Raw genomic sequence first — 14,807 nt, 5'->3', positions numbered from 1 at the left:
AAATTGTCCAACAAAATCTCCACCGCCTTCCTCCCCACCTTCAGAGCTCAGCCCGTACACCAGATCCGACTATAGCTCACGCTATCTGTGCGCTCTTGCTTAAGATACCTTTACCCCGTGTCCGTTATCTCAATCGACTATTCAATTCCTAGTTGCAACAACGAATTAATGGAACGTGCGCAAAAGATGCAACTCCTGAAATTCCTGAAGAGGTGGTCGTCAGCATAACAGGTAAAAAGTTAAAGTTCGACTACTCACATACAGTAAATTATCAAACTTCCTGCTGTACGTGAAATCGGTGCAAGGTCAGGGCCAATGCAGACTATCCGTGGCTCCCTTCCCGGCGGCGGCCAATGGTGGATATAAGCCCCCTGCTATTCATTTGCCAGAGAAGAAGTATTCATAATTGAATCTCTTGCATAACTTGCTAAACTGTATTCCCATTTAGATAGGAGACTTCCATGGCAAATACTGGATCGGCAGCGAAGGCAATTCAGCTCGAATTGAATCAGGCCCGTCAAGGCATGATGTACTACTCAAAACTGGTTGAAAGTTTAGAAGACGTGCTGGAAACTTTGGCCGCTATTGATGCGCCAGTTACTGACTTACAAACAATACGTCGCCGCGCGGCAGTCAGTCGAAAAGCGGAACCCAAAGTGGCAAGGACTCAGAAGAAGGCAGCCACGACTTCGGCAATCAAGTCCAAGCTGCCTTCCACCGGCAAGGACTTTTGGCCGTCTTTATTGACGGACACTCCGCAATCGGCTTCGGAGATTTTCAATGCAGCCGTGGCCGCCCTGGGCATCCGCCCATCGACCGAAGACAAGGAAAAGCTCAACCAGCGCATGTCGAATGCGTTAAGCGTTCTATCAAAAAATGGCGATATCAACGCCGAGGGGCGCGGGCGGGACCGCCGTTATACTCGCAAGACGTCGACTGCAAGCTAAACGCCCCCAAGCCTCCGATGATCGACGCATGGCGTGTGTACCTGCGGTCCCGCAGGTCCATTAACCAGGTTCGAGCGATAAACTGTAATGACACCGCCAGCCATATGGCGTTGCCCGAAATAAATAGGAGCTTGTGTTAACGGACTGCTGAACCCGGAATACGAAGGTATGTAATCGCGAAGAAGTCGGCTGCTGCCTCATTATGATCAGGTTGTAAGCGCTGTTTGCCTGAGCCGGTAAAGGCTTCGTAGGGTTGCGCGTTGTTCGTCCAAGGCCTTGCTTTTAGGGAAAACCTCGGTCTCCCTGACGTTTGCGATGGGAAGATGAGCTTGTTGCGAATAATTGACTTTTCCACACTCTTTGCCATAAGCACTTCCGTATCGTCCCATCTATTGCAAAATTGCTATTGAACTAAGCGCGCGATAGTAGTTGCCCATATGCAACCTGTATGCGACCATCTTCCCTCTCGTACGGCGAACTCGATGACGGGAAGATGTTGTTAATATGGCAATTTTGAAGACGATGATTTGAAGGAAGTACGCTGTGCCGGGAATCGATCCCCTTGCTTTTATTATCATTTCCGCAGCTTTCGGTACCCTATGTGCTTTTGTCCTGTTTGTGCTGGGTTCCGGATTCCTTCGCGATATCAAGGGACTTGCGCACTGGGGTGCCGCTTGCATTACGATGGCTACGGCAGCATTCTTGTTTGCCCTGCGCGGAATAGTTCCGGTCTTGTTTTCGAGCTTTCTGCCAAATCTGCTAGTCGCTGTCGGCGTCGTTACCATGCACGCCAGTCTGACCGAGTATGGCGGTTTTAAAAGAAAGACAAAACTGCTGTTTCTTATATTGGGTGCCGCAGCACTTGCCCTGGCGTGGTTCACCTTCGTACAAGACAACTATCGGGCTCGCGTCATCACCATGAGCAGTACGCTTACTGTCCTCTTTACTGCATGCGCTCTATTGATTTTCCGGCTCAAGGAAAAAGGATTCGCGGAGCGATTTACCGGGTTGGCCTTTCTGGCTACCTCGGTCGTCATGCTGGCCCGTTGCACTGCCGCTTTCTTACAAAACAGCCGTGTGAGGCCAGATACCGATACCTCTCTGGTTCATAGCGTCTACATGGGCACGTTTGCCTTCTCGCTCGTCGCGCTTAGCCTCGGCTTCATGCTCATGGTCAGCCGTGCGATGCACATGAAACTCGAATTCCTGGCGACACGGGACCAAATGACGGGCGTGTACCGACGGGATGCGTTTCTTGCGCTGCTGGACCAGACGATTGCACAATCGAGACTGAAGCGACGCCCGATGTCGGTATTGATCATTGATCTCGACAATTTCAAGGAGGTCAACGACCGTCATGGGCATTTGACGGGCGACCAAGTGATTATCGATTTCTCCTCGAAGGTGCAGCAACTTCTTCGCCGCGGCGACGCCATAGGACGCTATGGCGGCGAAGAATTCCTTGTGCTGTTGCCCGACACGACTCAAGACGATGCCTATTCAGTTGCCGACCGCATTCGTGCTATGGCAGCTGAAGTGTGGTCCAAGGAGGTTCCTGCTTATACCGTCAGTATTGGGGTGGCTCCGCTGGTGGCCGACTATCCCGATTCTGCAACCCTGATCGACGCGGCGGATAAGGCACTGTATGCGGCTAAGAAGGCCGGCAAAAATCACGTAATGCTCGCCTGTAGTCAGTCGTACGGAATCACTCCCAGTTGAAACACGTTTCTGGCACCGGGAAGCATGCCATTACTGCCCGTCGTTATCCATCACACCAGCACCTGACGAACCAAGGTGCCTACCGTTGCCAGTGCACCTCACTCAAGCGAGTCCTCTCGAGAACCAAGACCAGAGCGTCGACCGTCATTTTGACGGACACATTGTCTGAGCACGCAAACCGATGGCTGTCCTGCGTACTCCTGATGAGCAACGAGTCCAGTTTCGGAGAATCAGTGCAGGCCCTGTGAAATCTCCAGAAGCGGTTTAATACCTGTTCCAAAGCGGGCGATCGCTCCACGATGCTCTTTCAACTGGCTGTAAGGCAAGTACTGGATGTTCAATTCGGACACGCGTGAGAATGCCGGCCGACGCAACTGCACCTTGACTTCATCACGACGATTGTCTGGAGCAACCAAAAATAGCGTGCAGTTTTTGCCGACCTCGGTTCCAAGGGCAAGATCAAGCATTCGAACAATGCCTGAGTAGATCGACGTCGAGTGTTCAACTTCGAACGCGCCGGCCACGTTGTGTTGGCCCTTGGTGAGCCAAACAACATCGATGAGCCGTACCGAATCCATGCCCTTGGTGACCCCATCGGGAAGCTGTGCGAGACACTTATCCCCGAGCTTGCCATCCAGGTAGGTGCGGCTCTTGTCATTGGCAGCGACCCAGACATCAAACCCGAGCGCCAATCCCAAATCGCGCAACCATCCCTGGATTTCCGTATGGGTTGCGTCGCTCTCACGTGCAGCCTCCCATTGTTTCTGGGCAGCCGCCGACTCCACTCTTACGCGCTCCAGATCGGCCTCCCATGCAGAAAAAGCGGCGGCGTCATCAAGACGAGGCGGTGCGGCGTAACGTCCTGCGCCCACATCAAACATCAGTCCGGCAATCGCGCCCAAATCATTGGATAGCAGCGTCCGATACTCTTCATTCAGGCGAATCAAACCTTCCCGCATCGATAAATAATGATCCCAGCGCCCCAGCTTCACGTTGCCGCCGGTAACGGCGTTGAAGCCTTTTACGATGGCTGTATTGAAGGGTGAGACGAAGGTGGGATGAATGAAGTAAAGAAGGTTGGCCACCGCGGGGCCGAGCCCTTTGATAGCCAGCGCATCGATGCGCTGTATTCCTGCGATAACTTCTTCAGCCGTATTGCAGCAATCGCAATGATGAAGTAATTGGGCGAAGGCCGCCTGATTCTTTGGGTTTTCGTAGATGTCCGGGGTGCGGAGCTTTGGCTTCCAGAGAAAGGCATGGTCCGCACCCTTGAATACCTGTCGCTGTTCGGCAATAGACCCGACCACGGTCTCCAACGAAGAGCCGCGGTACGCGTTGCCAAAGGTACCAGCCTGTATGTCGCGCACGACTTGGCCAATGCCACGCCGGATGGAGCGGAAGTTCTTGATGCGCTCTTCCCAAAGAAACCACGTGTTATAAGTGCTGTGCGCATCGGCCTTCCAATGCTCAATCAGTTTTGCCAGCGCGTCACCCATCCGTCAATCCTTTATCGCTCTTGTTGTACGGGTGTATTGTAGCGATTTCCTCTAAAATCAGGCCGGCAAGCGTTGCCATTCTCCACGATGTGGCCACCGTTGTTGTCCATCGATATAGCTGCCCTAGCGGCCGCAGTAGCGTCAATAGCCTTCTCGGAGCGGCAGGATACGTCCGTTCGTCTCAAGATCATCAAAGTCAAGCACCTGTTGGTGCTCACCAGGATGAGGAGCGGCGACAGTCCAGTATAGTGGAGACACAGTGTCCGCCACACCGTGCAGGCACGTGCTAACTGGACCAGGCTGCGAGTTGGCCGCCTGACCCGGTCTCTAGCCACCTCAATGCAGCCTTCATGGCAGCACGCTTATACCATTGGGCGCTTCGCCAACCGGCGTCGTTGCGACGACTTTACCCGAACGGATATCGATTGACGATACAGTATTCGCATAGGTATTAGAAACGTACGCACGATCGCCTCGTTCATCCACGACTACGCCATGCGCGCCTTTCCCGGTTTCCACCGTTTTAACCACCCTTCGGGTAGCGATATCAATGAAGCTTACCGTCTTGCCTGGATTTGCTTTGGAACCTTGGTTTGCAACGATCACGGTCTTGCTGTCTGGCGTCGCGTACACCTGGATCGGCACCGATTCAACGCCAACTTTCGAGATCATCTTTCTCTGCCGTGGGTCTATCAACGCGACTTTTGCCTCGCCTGACAGTGACACAAAAGCGGCTGATCCATCAGGCGTGAAACCGACCTGCGCCGGCCCTTTCCCTACAGTGATTTCAGCCACCTGCTTCCGTGACGCCGTGTCGATAACCGAAACGGTACCGCTTTTCAGGTTCGCCACATACGCCTGCTTTCCGTCGGGGCTAATTCGTATTCCGTGGGGATAATTCCCTACCTTGACAGTAGCGATTACCTTCTGCGCTTGCAGATCGACGATGCTGACTGTACCCTCGCCGCCATTGGTGACATAGGCCTGAGAGCCGTCAGGAGTGAGCACCACATGCGCTGGATGAACCCCTACAACGATCTGTGCAACCACGCGATCGGTTTGCGTATCAATCGCCCAAATCTCACCGCCGGAGCTCTCGGTGGTCTGGCCGTGTTTGTCCGCGTCCTGATGTGTATTTCCATCAGGCTTGTGGGGCCCGTCATTGGTGACCCATGCGAACTTCCCATCCGGGCTTAACTGTACGTTGTGAGGATTCCGGCCGACTTGGATGTTTCTGACTGGCCTGAATGTCGCAATATCAACTACACTGACGGTCGAATCGCCCTCGTTCGCAACATAGATACTATTGGGGGCCGCGATCGCTGCATTGGCGAGGGTTAGCAATGCAACCTGAACTAATGATATCGCTCCGACTCGTTGTAGATTCTTCATAATGGATCGTCCTAAGTAAAATGATGCAAGGCCCCAGCCTGGCTGTTGACGCCGTTGCTCAACGCGTCGAATAGCGAACCGAGAATATCCCTTCACCAATGCTGGCGAATATGATTCAGATCAAGTTTCACCTTATCGGACGAGCGACCTCCTACCCATAGACAGGGGTCGCTTCCTGGTTATTCGGGAAGCGCCGTGATGCGCAGGTATCCCGTGCCTAAGCGCCGTCCACAGGAAATTGCGCTCGCCCACTTAGGTGAGCGTCGGCGAACGTCACGCGATGCCGGATTGAGATGCGCACCCGGCTTGACTGGCTAACGTCACTGGACGGCTTATTCTGCTTTGACGCGGTGACCACTACGCTTAGCAGCAGCATGGTCATGGTTAACTGGATCGCACTCTGCAGATTACAGGTGTGTAATGTTCGCCATTCCCATTTAGCGTGTATGACAAGGTTGTAATGTCGGTGTCACGTTGTCGTTGCCTTGCGGCTTCTATACTTCCTCCATCAATGAAGCAAGTCACGGGATTGATGATCTTATTAGCAAAGGAATGCACCATGAAAAAGAAACTGTTGTTCGCAATTGCAAAATTGGTAATGATTGCTGGCGTAAGCTCGAGCGCGCTGGCGGACGATAAATGGTTAGGTAACCGCGGCTCGAACTGGGAAGACCATGTTAAGTCGACGAAGTCCCGCGCGGAGGTGCGCGCTGAACTGGAAGAGGCCCGCAGAAACGGTACGCTCCAGGTCAGCAACGGTGCGTTCTATCCCCAAGCACCCCAAGCACCCCAAGCATATCAGGGGCGCTCACGCGCAGAGGTCCGCGCCGAAGCAGTACAGGCTAACCGCCAGGGGAACGAGATCTTCGATTCGATTTATTTCGGAAGCTGATCATCTTCTTCCAAAAGAATGGGCCGTCTACCGGCCGGATAGAAGGCGGGTTGGCGTTCCATCGAACTTGCTGCGGTGCTCGGCAAATGGATTAGACTATGTTTTGTTATGAGCCTCGACAAAACTAACCCTTTGTCCCTCCGCAACAATCTTGTAGACGTAGTCCATCATGCCATCCTACAGCAGATTGAAAGTGGCGGGATCAAAGCAGGTGAGCGCCTCCCGACCGAAGAGGCGCTATGTCACCATTATCGTGTATCCAGATCAACCGTACGCGAGGCACTTATACGCTTACGCGCCGCCGGCTTAGTGATTTCGCGACCGAGGGCAGGTACCTTTGTTAGTACGCTTGCGAAAGCAGCGACGCTAACCCTTCCTTCGATTGCCTGCGTCCAGGACATCCAGCGATATTACGAGTTTCGCTGCTGTCTTGAGACAGGCGCGGCGAAACAGGCTGCCTTGATGCACGATTCTCGGGACATCACTTCAATTAGAAGTGCCTACCATGCAGTTTCCTGCTCATCCGCCTATGGGGATTGGTGCGTTGATGCAGACTTTTCCCTTCACAACGCTATTGCCGTTGCATCTAAAAACCCAATGTACGTTACGGGGTTGACCGCGCTGCGACCGCACATGTTATTTACGATGCAAATGTCATTCGAACTCTCGGCGCCGCAATGGACTCAACGGTCGTTCCAAATTTGCAGCGAGCATCATGACATAGTGGAGGCAATCATCAAGAGGGATTGTCGCGCGGCGTCGGATGCGATGCAAACACATATCAAGAATTCGATGCGGCGTATCCTGGGGGATGCGGTCAAGGTGTAACGATCGTCGCCCCGCCCAAGTGAATCTTTCTGGTCTAGCCAATTAGAACAGCCCATTCTACTGCGCCGCAGTGGCAGCCTTTGTCGATAACGTTGCGCCGTTAAGGTACATTGCAATCCCCAGAGCGCCTCAATGATGCAGTCGATGCGCGCAAAGTCCTTCAGTCAATGGCCCGAGAAGCATGCTGGCCCAACCTATCTCAGGACTTGCAGTGTAACTATCGTCGGAAAGCCATCAAGGTATTCGGCGATGAACTTGACTTTGTCGCCCGCCTTCACCCCCGCCAGCAATGCGGCATCCTTGACCGCGAACGGCATGGTCATTGGTTCCATTTCCATCGTTTTGCTCTTGATAGGTCCATGCCTGAGCGTGATGCTTGGGGTGGCCAGGTCCACGTCTTCTACTTCGCCCTCCGCCATGGTAGAGGGACTGGCCGCTTTTTTCATGGTTCGGCCGCCTTGGTCGCCGGCTTTTTGATCTGCGATTGCTACCAGGGTGAATGACGCAAGGCCGACGATCCACAATGCCATATATATCGACTTTTGCATGGCTTGACTCCTTGGAGCAAAAGAAGGAACGGCATGCGCCGTCCCAGCCTGTGCATTTGAATAACAGACTATACTGGAGCAATAACCAACGATAATCGCCAGATTACAGTCATCGTACCATCTATCATGATGAACATAGTACTGTGGACGTGCCGCCCCCTCCTTCGGCAATTACTTCTATCAATGAGCGATGTACGACAATGGTGAAAGGTTGAGCAGCTTGATGGTCCCAACGCATGAATGACTGGGCGGCCTATAGTGGCATGTTTTCGGCTGCCTTATTGGCAGCCACCATCCTGCCGGCGCAATCCGAAGCAGTGCTGGTTGCGCTGCTATTGGCGGGCAAGCAGCAACCATGGTTGCTGATACTGGTCGCCAGTATTGGTAACACGATAGGGTCTTGCATCAATTGGTGGCTAGGACGGTATCTTGAACATTTTCGTGGCAGGAGATGGTTTCCAGCCAATGATGACGCACTCACGCGTGCGCAGCGGTGGTACGGGAAAGTTGGCCGATGGTCGTTGCTGCTATGCTGGCTACCGATCATTGGGGATCCGCTCACACTGGTTGCAGGTCTGATGCGCGAGCGCTTCTCCATTTTTCTGAGCCTTGTCGCAATGGCGAAGACCGTGCGTTATATCGCCTTGGCTGCCGTTACCCTAGGAATCACATAAAGCACAGATCCTACCGGTCTATTCCCGTCAACGCGGATGGCATTCGTCTATCGGTTGCGTTCGGATAGTTCCCCCGTTATCAAGAGCCAGCCTGGGTCAAATGCCCTCCAGCTACAATGCCCGATTAGCGTTCTGTTATTACCGCATGATCACCGGGCCGCTGCTCGCCTAGCTGTCCCCCTTTGAAGATTGCAGTGTTGACACCTTGCTCAATGCCCCCCACACGCCCCTCGCTGCTACATTACATAGTTGTAATGTAGGCGTCACGTAACTGTTTCCCCGCGGCTCTTAAACTGGATGCATGGATTGAGATGACATGTCAGTCCACCAACCACCAGCGTAGGAGTGCAATATGAAAACGAAGCAATTGATGATGTCGGCTGTAGCCGGCCTGGTGTTAATCACTGGAATGAGCACCAGTGCCTTGGCAGATGACAAATGGCTGGGTGACATCGGCACAAACTGGCAGGATCATACACAGTCGACCAAGTCGCGTGCCGAGGTGCGTGCCGAACTGGAACAGGCACGCAAGGATGGATCGCTGTATGTTGGTAACGACTCCTCGTATCCGCCGGAACCCACTTTCGTCGCCGGCAAGACTCGTGTCCAGGTGCAAGCGGAAGCGGTGCAAGCCAACCGCTACGGGAATTCAAATTTCAATTCCATGTATTACGGTAGCTAACAGCTGACCGCGAAAGAAGGGCGCACTGCCCTTCTTTCCGGTTCCGAGCGCTTGAAATTTCGCCGGTATGACGCAATATCTATATGTTGAAAGTGCTAATTTTTCGTGGCTACGATTTCCTGTGAATCAGGTGATTAGTGTTTTACAGGCAGATCCGCCATCGAGAGCATCTTTTCAGTGCACGTTTATACGCCGGGCCCGCACGCTCGTCTTTTTCGTAGAACCAATACAGGAAAATGCTTTCGAACACATTATTCGTCACAAGCGAAAAGTGTCATCTCGCATTAAGATCGCTTGACCTTGCCACCGTTGGAAGGTCTACACTGACTGTGGTAAAAGTTGCTTTCAATCACGTACCCTTGTGCTAAACTGAACAAATGAACCGGGTCTTCAAGACATTTTTGCTTTGGCTGCTGATTGCCGCTATGCCGATTCAAGGCGTGGCGTCTGTCATCAAAGCGTCTTGCGGGCCCAATCATCACGCTATTTCACCGGCAATCATGTCAGGAGCAACTGAGCATCATCATATTGATGGTCAAGGCACTCATGAGCATGGCGACCATGGCACAAGCATGGCCCTGCCAGACGTCCACAAGGTGGATAGTGGGGGTGACCAGGTATCTGACATCCAGCCCTTCCACAAAACATCGTATTGCAGCGCCTGTGCGGCATGCTGCTATGGTGCGACTGCGCCTCCGGCCTCCGTCTCGCTGACGCCTGTCTTCAGTACCATCCACACTGTCGTCCTTCCCCCTGTCGTTTCCTTCACCGGCTTCATCCCGGCCGGGTTGGAACGCCCCCCAAGGCTCCTCTCCGTTTAATCACGACCGGGCGCCGACTACAAGCATTTACTGCTTGTTCGGTTAGTACCCAAGTAAGTTCGCGTGTCTTCGCACGTCTGTTCTGCCGATTTTGAGGAAAATAATGTCATCCAAGCAATGGCTTGCTGTCGCCGCATGGGTATGCGTACCCCTTGCCGCGTCTGCACAACAACAAACCCAACCGAACCCGCTCGACGCCAACGCACCGACTGCTGCGGTCAGCTATGAGTCCGCCTTTAAGAATTTCCGTGCATCAAATGACGAAGGCACGACTCCCGACAAGCTCTGGCGTTCGGCCAACGACGAAATGGGCAAGATCGGTGGCCATGCCGGGCACATGAAGGATGCCGGCAGCACACCAGTCGCACCAGCTAATGCCAATACCCCCGCACCCCAGCAAGGCGGTGCGGTGGACCATAGCAAGCACCACTAAAGGGGGAATCCATGAACATGCAATATCAATTTCCTCGCCGTTCAACGCTGGCGGTGGCCGTACTGACCGTCTTCCTTACGGGCTGCGCTACATTTTCCGGCGATGGAGGACTGGATTCCGTTTCGACCATGACCAAGGAGCGTACCGGTCAAGCGGTTCAGTTTTCCAAACCGACAACCGATGCCAACGCAACCCCGGACACCGTTGGCCAGTTGCTGCAAAAGCCATTGACCCCGGATACCGCGGTGCAGATCGCATTACTCAATAACAAGGGACTCAAGGCATCGTTTGCCGAGCTCGGCGTGGCGGAAGCGGATCTGGTCCAGGCCGGCCGCATGCGCAATCCGAGCTTCTCCTTTGGCCGCATGCGTGCTGGCGAAGATGTCGAAATTGAGCGCAGCGTGATGTTCGACCTGCTGGGATTGCTGACGATGCCGATCCGTAGCGGCATCGAGAAGCGCCGCTTTGAACAAGCCCAGTTGCAGACCGCATCGCAAGCCGTACAGCTGGCTGCCGACACGCGCCGCGCCTACTTCAACGCAGTGGCTGCGCAGCAGACGGCCACATATATGGAGCAGGTTCAGAGCGCAGCCGATGCCGGCGCCGAACTGTCCCAGCGTCTGGCACGGGTGGGCAACGTGAGCAAACTCGATCAGGCACGCGAGCAAGTGTTCTATGCGGACGCAACGGCACAAGTCGCACGGGCTCGTCACAACGCGACAGCGGCTCGCGAGCAATTGACACGGTTGATGGGCCTGTGGGGCGCCAATGCGTCATTCAAATTGCCTGACCGGCTGCCGGACTTGCCCAAGGCACCGAACGAGATGGCCAACGTCGAGCAGATCGCGATGGACCAGCGCCTTGACATACAAATAGCCAAACGCGATGCCCACGCGACCGCGCGCGCATTGGGCCTGACAAAGGCAACTCGTTTCATCAACGTGCTGGATGCGGGATACGCAAACACCAGTGAGACCGGCGAACCTCGATCCAATGGTTATGAAATCGAACTGGAGCTCCCCATCTTTGACTGGAGCGGTGCGCGCACGGCGCGTGCAGAAGCCATGTACATGCAATCGGTTAACCGCACTGCAGATCTGGCGATCCGCGCCCGCTCCCAGGTACGGGAAGCATACTCCGCCTATCGCACCACTTATGATCTGGCGAAGCATTACCAGAGCGAAGTTGTGCCTCTTCGCAAGAAAATTTCGGAGGAGGTACTGCTCCGCTACAACGGCATGCTGGCGAGCGTCTTCGAGCTACTGACCGACGCACGTGACCAAGTAAGCAGCGTCAATGCCGCCATTGAAGCGCAGCGCGATTTCTGGATCGCGGAAACAGACTTGCAGGCCGCCATGAATGGCACTGGCGGAAGCAGCGTACAAATTCGCACGGCCGCCCCTGCCGAGGCCGGCGCAGCTGAACATTGAACAAGGAAGAATCATGGTATCGCGTAGAGATTTTTTTAAGGGCGCCACCGCGTTGGTTGGCGCGGGCGTAGTCAGTCGCGTTGGCGCGGCGTCACTGCCGGAAGCGCCGATCATGGAAGGCACCGCCACGCAGGCACCGCTGATGCCGCCCAATGGCCGTCCCTATAACCCTGTCGTGACCCTGAACGGATGGTCGCTGCCCTGGCGCATGAACAACGGCGTCAAGGAGTTCCACCTGGTGGCCGAGCCTGTCGTGCGCGAACTGGCGCCCGGCATGAAGGCGAACCTCTGGGGGTATAACGGCCAGTCGCCGGGCCCGACGATCGAAGTCGTCGAAGGCGACCGTGTGCGCATCTTCGTCACCAACAAGCTGCCGGAACACACCAGCATCCACTGGCATGGCCAGCGCCTGCCCAACGGGATGGATGGCGTGACCGGGCTGACCCAACCTGGCATTCCTTCTGGCAAAACCTTCGTCTATGAATTCGAGGCGAAGCGGCCTGGCACCTTCATGTACCACCCGCATGCCGACGAAATGGTTCAGATGGCCATGGGCATGATGGGCTTTTGGGTTACTCACCCGAAGAACCAGAATTTCATGAAGGTCGACCGCGACTTCGTCTTCTTGCTGAGTAACTACGACATCGAGCCGGGCAGCTTCACCCCGCGCACCAGCACCATGACTGACTTCAATCTGTTCACCTTCAATAGCCGCGTCTTCCCGGGCATTGATACGATGAACGTACGTCAGGGTGATCGCGTCCGTATTCGCATGGGCAATTTGACCATGACGAACCACCCGATCCACTTGCATGGTCACGAGTTTGTGGTCACCGGCACTGACGGGGGATGGACTCGTCCGGAATCACGTTGGCCGGAGGTGACGACCGACGTTGGCGTTGGCCAGATGCGGGCCATCGAGTTCGATGCGACCGACCTGGGTGACTGGGCGTTCCACTGCCATAAGTCCCACCACACGATGAACGCGATGGGACATGAGGTGCCGACGATGATCGGTGCCGACCACCGCGGTGTCGCCCAGAAGATCAATAAGCTGGTCCCTGACTACATGGTCATGGGTGAACGTGGCATGGCTGACATGGGTGAGATGCAAATGCCGATCCCGGACAACACGCTCCCGATGATGAGTGGCCAAGGGCCTTTTGGGGGCGTCGAAATGGGCGGCATGTTCACGGTGCTTAAAGTTCGCAAGGAGCAGAAACCGGGCGACTACAAGGATCCGGGCTGGTACAAGCACCCGGCGGGCACCGTTGCGTACGAATGGAAGGGCGAAGCGCCGGCCCCTACCCGCAGCGGCTCTGCAGGCGGGCAATCGATGCCCTCTGCGAACAAGGGTACCAACATTGAAATGACCGTACGCAAGCCATCCGGCCACGGCGGTCATCACTAACCTAACCAGCATTATCTAATCTAAGGGAAAACTATATGAACAAGCAACTCACAATCAAAGCCGTGTCGGCTGCGCTGTTGTCGATCGGTCTTGCGATGGGGGCCTCCGTGGCGTATGCCCATGGTGACGAAACCCATAAGAAGCCGACTGCGAATGCGCCCATCTCCACAGATGAGCATCCGTTCGGCAAGCAGGGCGACCCGAAAAAGGTCTCCCGAACCATCACCATCGACATGAGTGACACGATGCGCTTTACTCCAGGCGATATCACGGTCAAGGAAGGCGAGACGATCAAGTTTGTGGTCGCAAACAAGGGAAAGATCATGCACGAAATGGTGCTCGGCACCATGGATGAACTCAAAAAGCACGGGGAGTTGATGAAAAAGAACCCTGGCATGGAGCATGATGAGCCGTATATGTCGCATGTCGGCCCGAGCAAGAAAGAAGAAATGGTGTGGCAGTTCACGAAGGCAGGCGAATTCTTCTATGCCTGCCTGATTCCTGGCCATTTTGAAGCCGGCATGATCGGGAAAATCACAGTGAAGAAAGGATAAAGACGATGAGAAGGCACTTGCTCTTGAAAGCAGCGATGGTGAGCTTGCTCACTGCGCATCTTGGCGTGTCGGCCGCCACGCCCGTGGTGGAAGTCTACAAGAGTGAAAGCTGTGGCTGCTGCGCCGAATGGGTGAAACACTTGCAAGCCAACGGCTTTACCGTCAAGGCGCAGAACGTTGCGAACCCGTCCGACTACCGGGAAAAGTTAGGCATCCCTCAGGACCTGGGATCATGCCATACCGGACTAGTGAATGGCTATGCGCTGGAAGGGCACGTGCCGGCCTCTGACATCAAGCGACTGCTCGCAGAAAAGCCTAACGCCAAGGGCCTGGCTGTACCTGCCATGCCATTGGGCTCGCCGGGCATGGAAGGCCCGCGCAAGGACCCGTACGACGTCTTGCTGGTACAAGGCAATGGACGCTACACGGTCTACAAGCATTACAACTAGTGAACTCCGAAAGGAACGTACCATGAAGAAAATCGTGAACCTGGCTATTATCACCGCCCTCCTGTCCGCCGCGCCGTTCGGCGTCTATGCGGCATCCGATTCAGCTGCATCGGCATCTCCGTCGGCAACCTCTTCTGCTTCCGCCGATGCGATGTCGGAAGGCGAAATCAGGAAGGTCGACAAAGATGCGAAGAAGATCACCATCAAGCATGGTGAGCTGAAGAACCTCGATATGCCTGCGATGACCATGGTGTTCCAGGTAAAAGATCCAGCCATGCTCGACAAGGTCAAGCAAGGCGACAAGGTGAGCTTTGTAGCCGAGAAAGTAGGCGGTCAATTCACAGTGACACAAATCGAAGTCAAACAGTAAGTCCGCTTCCTTACAAAGGGATGCCTGTGCATCCCTTTGTAATGCGCTCGGATGGATCCCGGATCCAGGGGAGCGCTCGTCCTTTTACGCTCTAAGCTGGCGCATTTAATCTAAAAAATACGCATAGATACATTACAAACTGCGAACAAATTCTCTTATAG

At 54.6% G+C, this 14,807-nt stretch carries 15 protein-coding genes; 12 read left to right on the top strand and 3 right to left on the bottom strand.

The window, feature by feature from the left end:
• Positions 1-461 precede the first annotated feature (461 nt).
• Together RY831_RS27475 and RY831_RS27470 are read left to right on the top strand one after the other, a co-directional pair.
• Positions 462-947, top strand: a complete 486-nt coding sequence (locus tag RY831_RS27475) for a hypothetical protein (RefSeq protein WP_326509526.1) — start codon at positions 462-464, stop codon at positions 945-947.
• A gap of 543 nt (positions 948-1,490) precedes the next feature.
• Positions 1,491-2,666, top strand: a complete 1,176-nt coding sequence (locus tag RY831_RS27470; protein ID WP_326509525.1) for a GGDEF domain-containing protein — start codon at positions 1,491-1,493, stop codon at positions 2,664-2,666.
• A 230-nt stretch (positions 2,667-2,896) separates the two neighbouring features.
• On the opposite strand, the gene RY831_RS27465 is transcribed toward RY831_RS27470, so the two are convergent.
• Together RY831_RS27465 and RY831_RS27460 are read right to left on the bottom strand one after the other, a co-directional pair.
• Positions 2,897-4,162 (bottom strand): type II restriction enzyme NmeDI-related protein, encoded by a 1,266-nt coding sequence (locus RY831_RS27465; protein WP_326509524.1) that lies wholly within the window; start codon positions 4,160-4,162, stop codon positions 2,897-2,899.
• A 348-nt stretch (positions 4,163-4,510) separates the two neighbouring features.
• The gene (locus RY831_RS27460; protein ID WP_151638619.1) at positions 4,511-5,554 is read right to left on the bottom strand and encodes a YVTN family beta-propeller repeat protein; all 1,044 of its coding nucleotides are present in this window, start codon (positions 5,552-5,554) and stop codon (positions 4,511-4,513) included.
• Between the two features lie 559 nt (positions 5,555-6,113).
• Between RY831_RS27460 and RY831_RS27455 the strand changes: the two genes are divergently transcribed.
• The gene (locus RY831_RS27455) at positions 6,114-6,446 is read left to right on the top strand and encodes a DUF4148 domain-containing protein (protein ID WP_326509523.1); all 333 of its coding nucleotides are present in this window, start codon (positions 6,114-6,116) and stop codon (positions 6,444-6,446) included.
• Between the two features lie 108 nt (positions 6,447-6,554).
• Positions 6,555-7,274: a FadR/GntR family transcriptional regulator gene (locus RY831_RS27450; RefSeq protein ID WP_326509522.1), complete on the top strand. Its 720-nt coding sequence runs from the start codon at positions 6,555-6,557 to the stop codon at positions 7,272-7,274.
• Between the two features lie 194 nt (positions 7,275-7,468).
• On the opposite strand, the gene RY831_RS27445 is transcribed toward RY831_RS27450, so the two are convergent.
• Positions 7,469-7,822 (bottom strand): copper-binding protein, encoded by a 354-nt coding sequence (locus RY831_RS27445; RefSeq protein ID WP_326509521.1) that lies wholly within the window; start codon positions 7,820-7,822, stop codon positions 7,469-7,471.
• A 236-nt stretch (positions 7,823-8,058) separates the two neighbouring features.
• Between RY831_RS27445 and RY831_RS27440 the strand changes: the two genes are divergently transcribed.
• The 8 genes from RY831_RS27440 (at position 8,059) to RY831_RS27405 (ending at position 14,646) form a co-directional block, all read left to right on the top strand.
• Entirely contained in the window at positions 8,059-8,496 is a 438-nt protein-coding gene (locus RY831_RS27440; RefSeq protein WP_151638623.1) for a YqaA family protein, read from the top strand.
• A gap of 352 nt (positions 8,497-8,848) precedes the next feature.
• Complete coding sequence (locus RY831_RS27435) at positions 8,849-9,178, top strand: DUF4148 domain-containing protein (RefSeq protein ID WP_151638624.1); 330 nt, start codon at positions 8,849-8,851, stop codon at positions 9,176-9,178.
• A 924-nt stretch (positions 9,179-10,102) separates the two neighbouring features.
• Entirely contained in the window at positions 10,103-10,432 is a 330-nt protein-coding gene (locus RY831_RS27430; RefSeq protein ID WP_151638625.1) for a hypothetical protein, read from the top strand.
• 11 nt (positions 10,433-10,443) lie between these two features.
• The gene (locus tag RY831_RS27425; protein ID WP_225984882.1) at positions 10,444-11,862 is read left to right on the top strand and encodes a TolC family protein; all 1,419 of its coding nucleotides are present in this window, start codon (positions 10,444-10,446) and stop codon (positions 11,860-11,862) included.
• A 13-nt stretch (positions 11,863-11,875) separates the two neighbouring features.
• Positions 11,876-13,273 (top strand): multicopper oxidase family protein, encoded by a 1,398-nt coding sequence (locus RY831_RS27420; protein WP_151638626.1) that lies wholly within the window; start codon positions 11,876-11,878, stop codon positions 13,271-13,273.
• Positions 13,274-13,308: 35 nt separating this feature from the next.
• The gene (locus RY831_RS27415; RefSeq protein WP_151638627.1) at positions 13,309-13,827 is read left to right on the top strand and encodes a cupredoxin domain-containing protein; all 519 of its coding nucleotides are present in this window, start codon (positions 13,309-13,311) and stop codon (positions 13,825-13,827) included.
• Between the two features lie 5 nt (positions 13,828-13,832).
• Complete coding sequence (locus RY831_RS27410; protein WP_151638628.1) at positions 13,833-14,276, top strand: DUF411 domain-containing protein; 444 nt, start codon at positions 13,833-13,835, stop codon at positions 14,274-14,276.
• 22 nt (positions 14,277-14,298) lie between these two features.
• Positions 14,299-14,646 carry a copper-binding protein gene (locus RY831_RS27405; RefSeq protein ID WP_151638629.1) on the top strand — a complete coding sequence of 116 codons (348 nt, stop codon included), beginning with the start codon at positions 14,299-14,301 and terminating at the stop codon, positions 14,644-14,646.
• The last annotated feature ends 161 nt before the right edge of the window (positions 14,647-14,807 follow it).

The organism is Noviherbaspirillum album (assembly GCF_035916955.1).
In the GTDB taxonomy this organism is placed as follows: domain Bacteria; phylum Pseudomonadota; class Gammaproteobacteria; order Burkholderiales; family Burkholderiaceae_D; genus Noviherbaspirillum; species Noviherbaspirillum album.
This window is presented reverse-complemented; position numbering and strand designations above follow the sequence as displayed.

Bases quoted from the DNA above. Each gene is read 5' to 3' on its own strand.
- RY831_RS27475 (WP_326509526.1), top strand. From the start codon at position 462: ATGGCAAATACTGGATCGGCAGCGAAGGCAATTCAGCTCGAATTGAAT.
- RY831_RS27465 (WP_326509524.1), bottom strand. From the start codon at position 4,162: ATGGGTGACGCGCTGGCAAAACTGATTGAGCATTGGAAGGCCGATGCG.
- RY831_RS27460 (WP_151638619.1), bottom strand. From the start codon at position 5,554: ATGAAGAATCTACAACGAGTCGGAGCGATATCATTAGTTCAGGTTGCA.
- RY831_RS27455 (WP_326509523.1), top strand. From the start codon at position 6,114: ATGAAAAAGAAACTGTTGTTCGCAATTGCAAAATTGGTAATGATTGCT.
- RY831_RS27450 (WP_326509522.1), top strand. From the start codon at position 6,555: ATGAGCCTCGACAAAACTAACCCTTTGTCCCTCCGCAACAATCTTGTA.
- RY831_RS27445 (WP_326509521.1), bottom strand. From the start codon at position 7,822: ATGCAAAAGTCGATATATATGGCATTGTGGATCGTCGGCCTTGCGTCA.
- RY831_RS27440 (WP_151638623.1), top strand. From the start codon at position 8,059: ATGAATGACTGGGCGGCCTATAGTGGCATGTTTTCGGCTGCCTTATTG.
- RY831_RS27435 (WP_151638624.1), top strand. From the start codon at position 8,849: ATGAAAACGAAGCAATTGATGATGTCGGCTGTAGCCGGCCTGGTGTTA.
- RY831_RS27430 (WP_151638625.1), top strand. From the start codon at position 10,103: ATGTCATCCAAGCAATGGCTTGCTGTCGCCGCATGGGTATGCGTACCC.
- RY831_RS27425 (WP_225984882.1), top strand. From the start codon at position 10,444: ATGAACATGCAATATCAATTTCCTCGCCGTTCAACGCTGGCGGTGGCC.
- RY831_RS27420 (WP_151638626.1), top strand. From the start codon at position 11,876: ATGGTATCGCGTAGAGATTTTTTTAAGGGCGCCACCGCGTTGGTTGGC.
- RY831_RS27415 (WP_151638627.1), top strand. From the start codon at position 13,309: ATGAACAAGCAACTCACAATCAAAGCCGTGTCGGCTGCGCTGTTGTCG.
- RY831_RS27410 (WP_151638628.1), top strand. From the start codon at position 13,833: ATGAGAAGGCACTTGCTCTTGAAAGCAGCGATGGTGAGCTTGCTCACT.
- RY831_RS27405 (WP_151638629.1), top strand. From the start codon at position 14,299: ATGAAGAAAATCGTGAACCTGGCTATTATCACCGCCCTCCTGTCCGCC.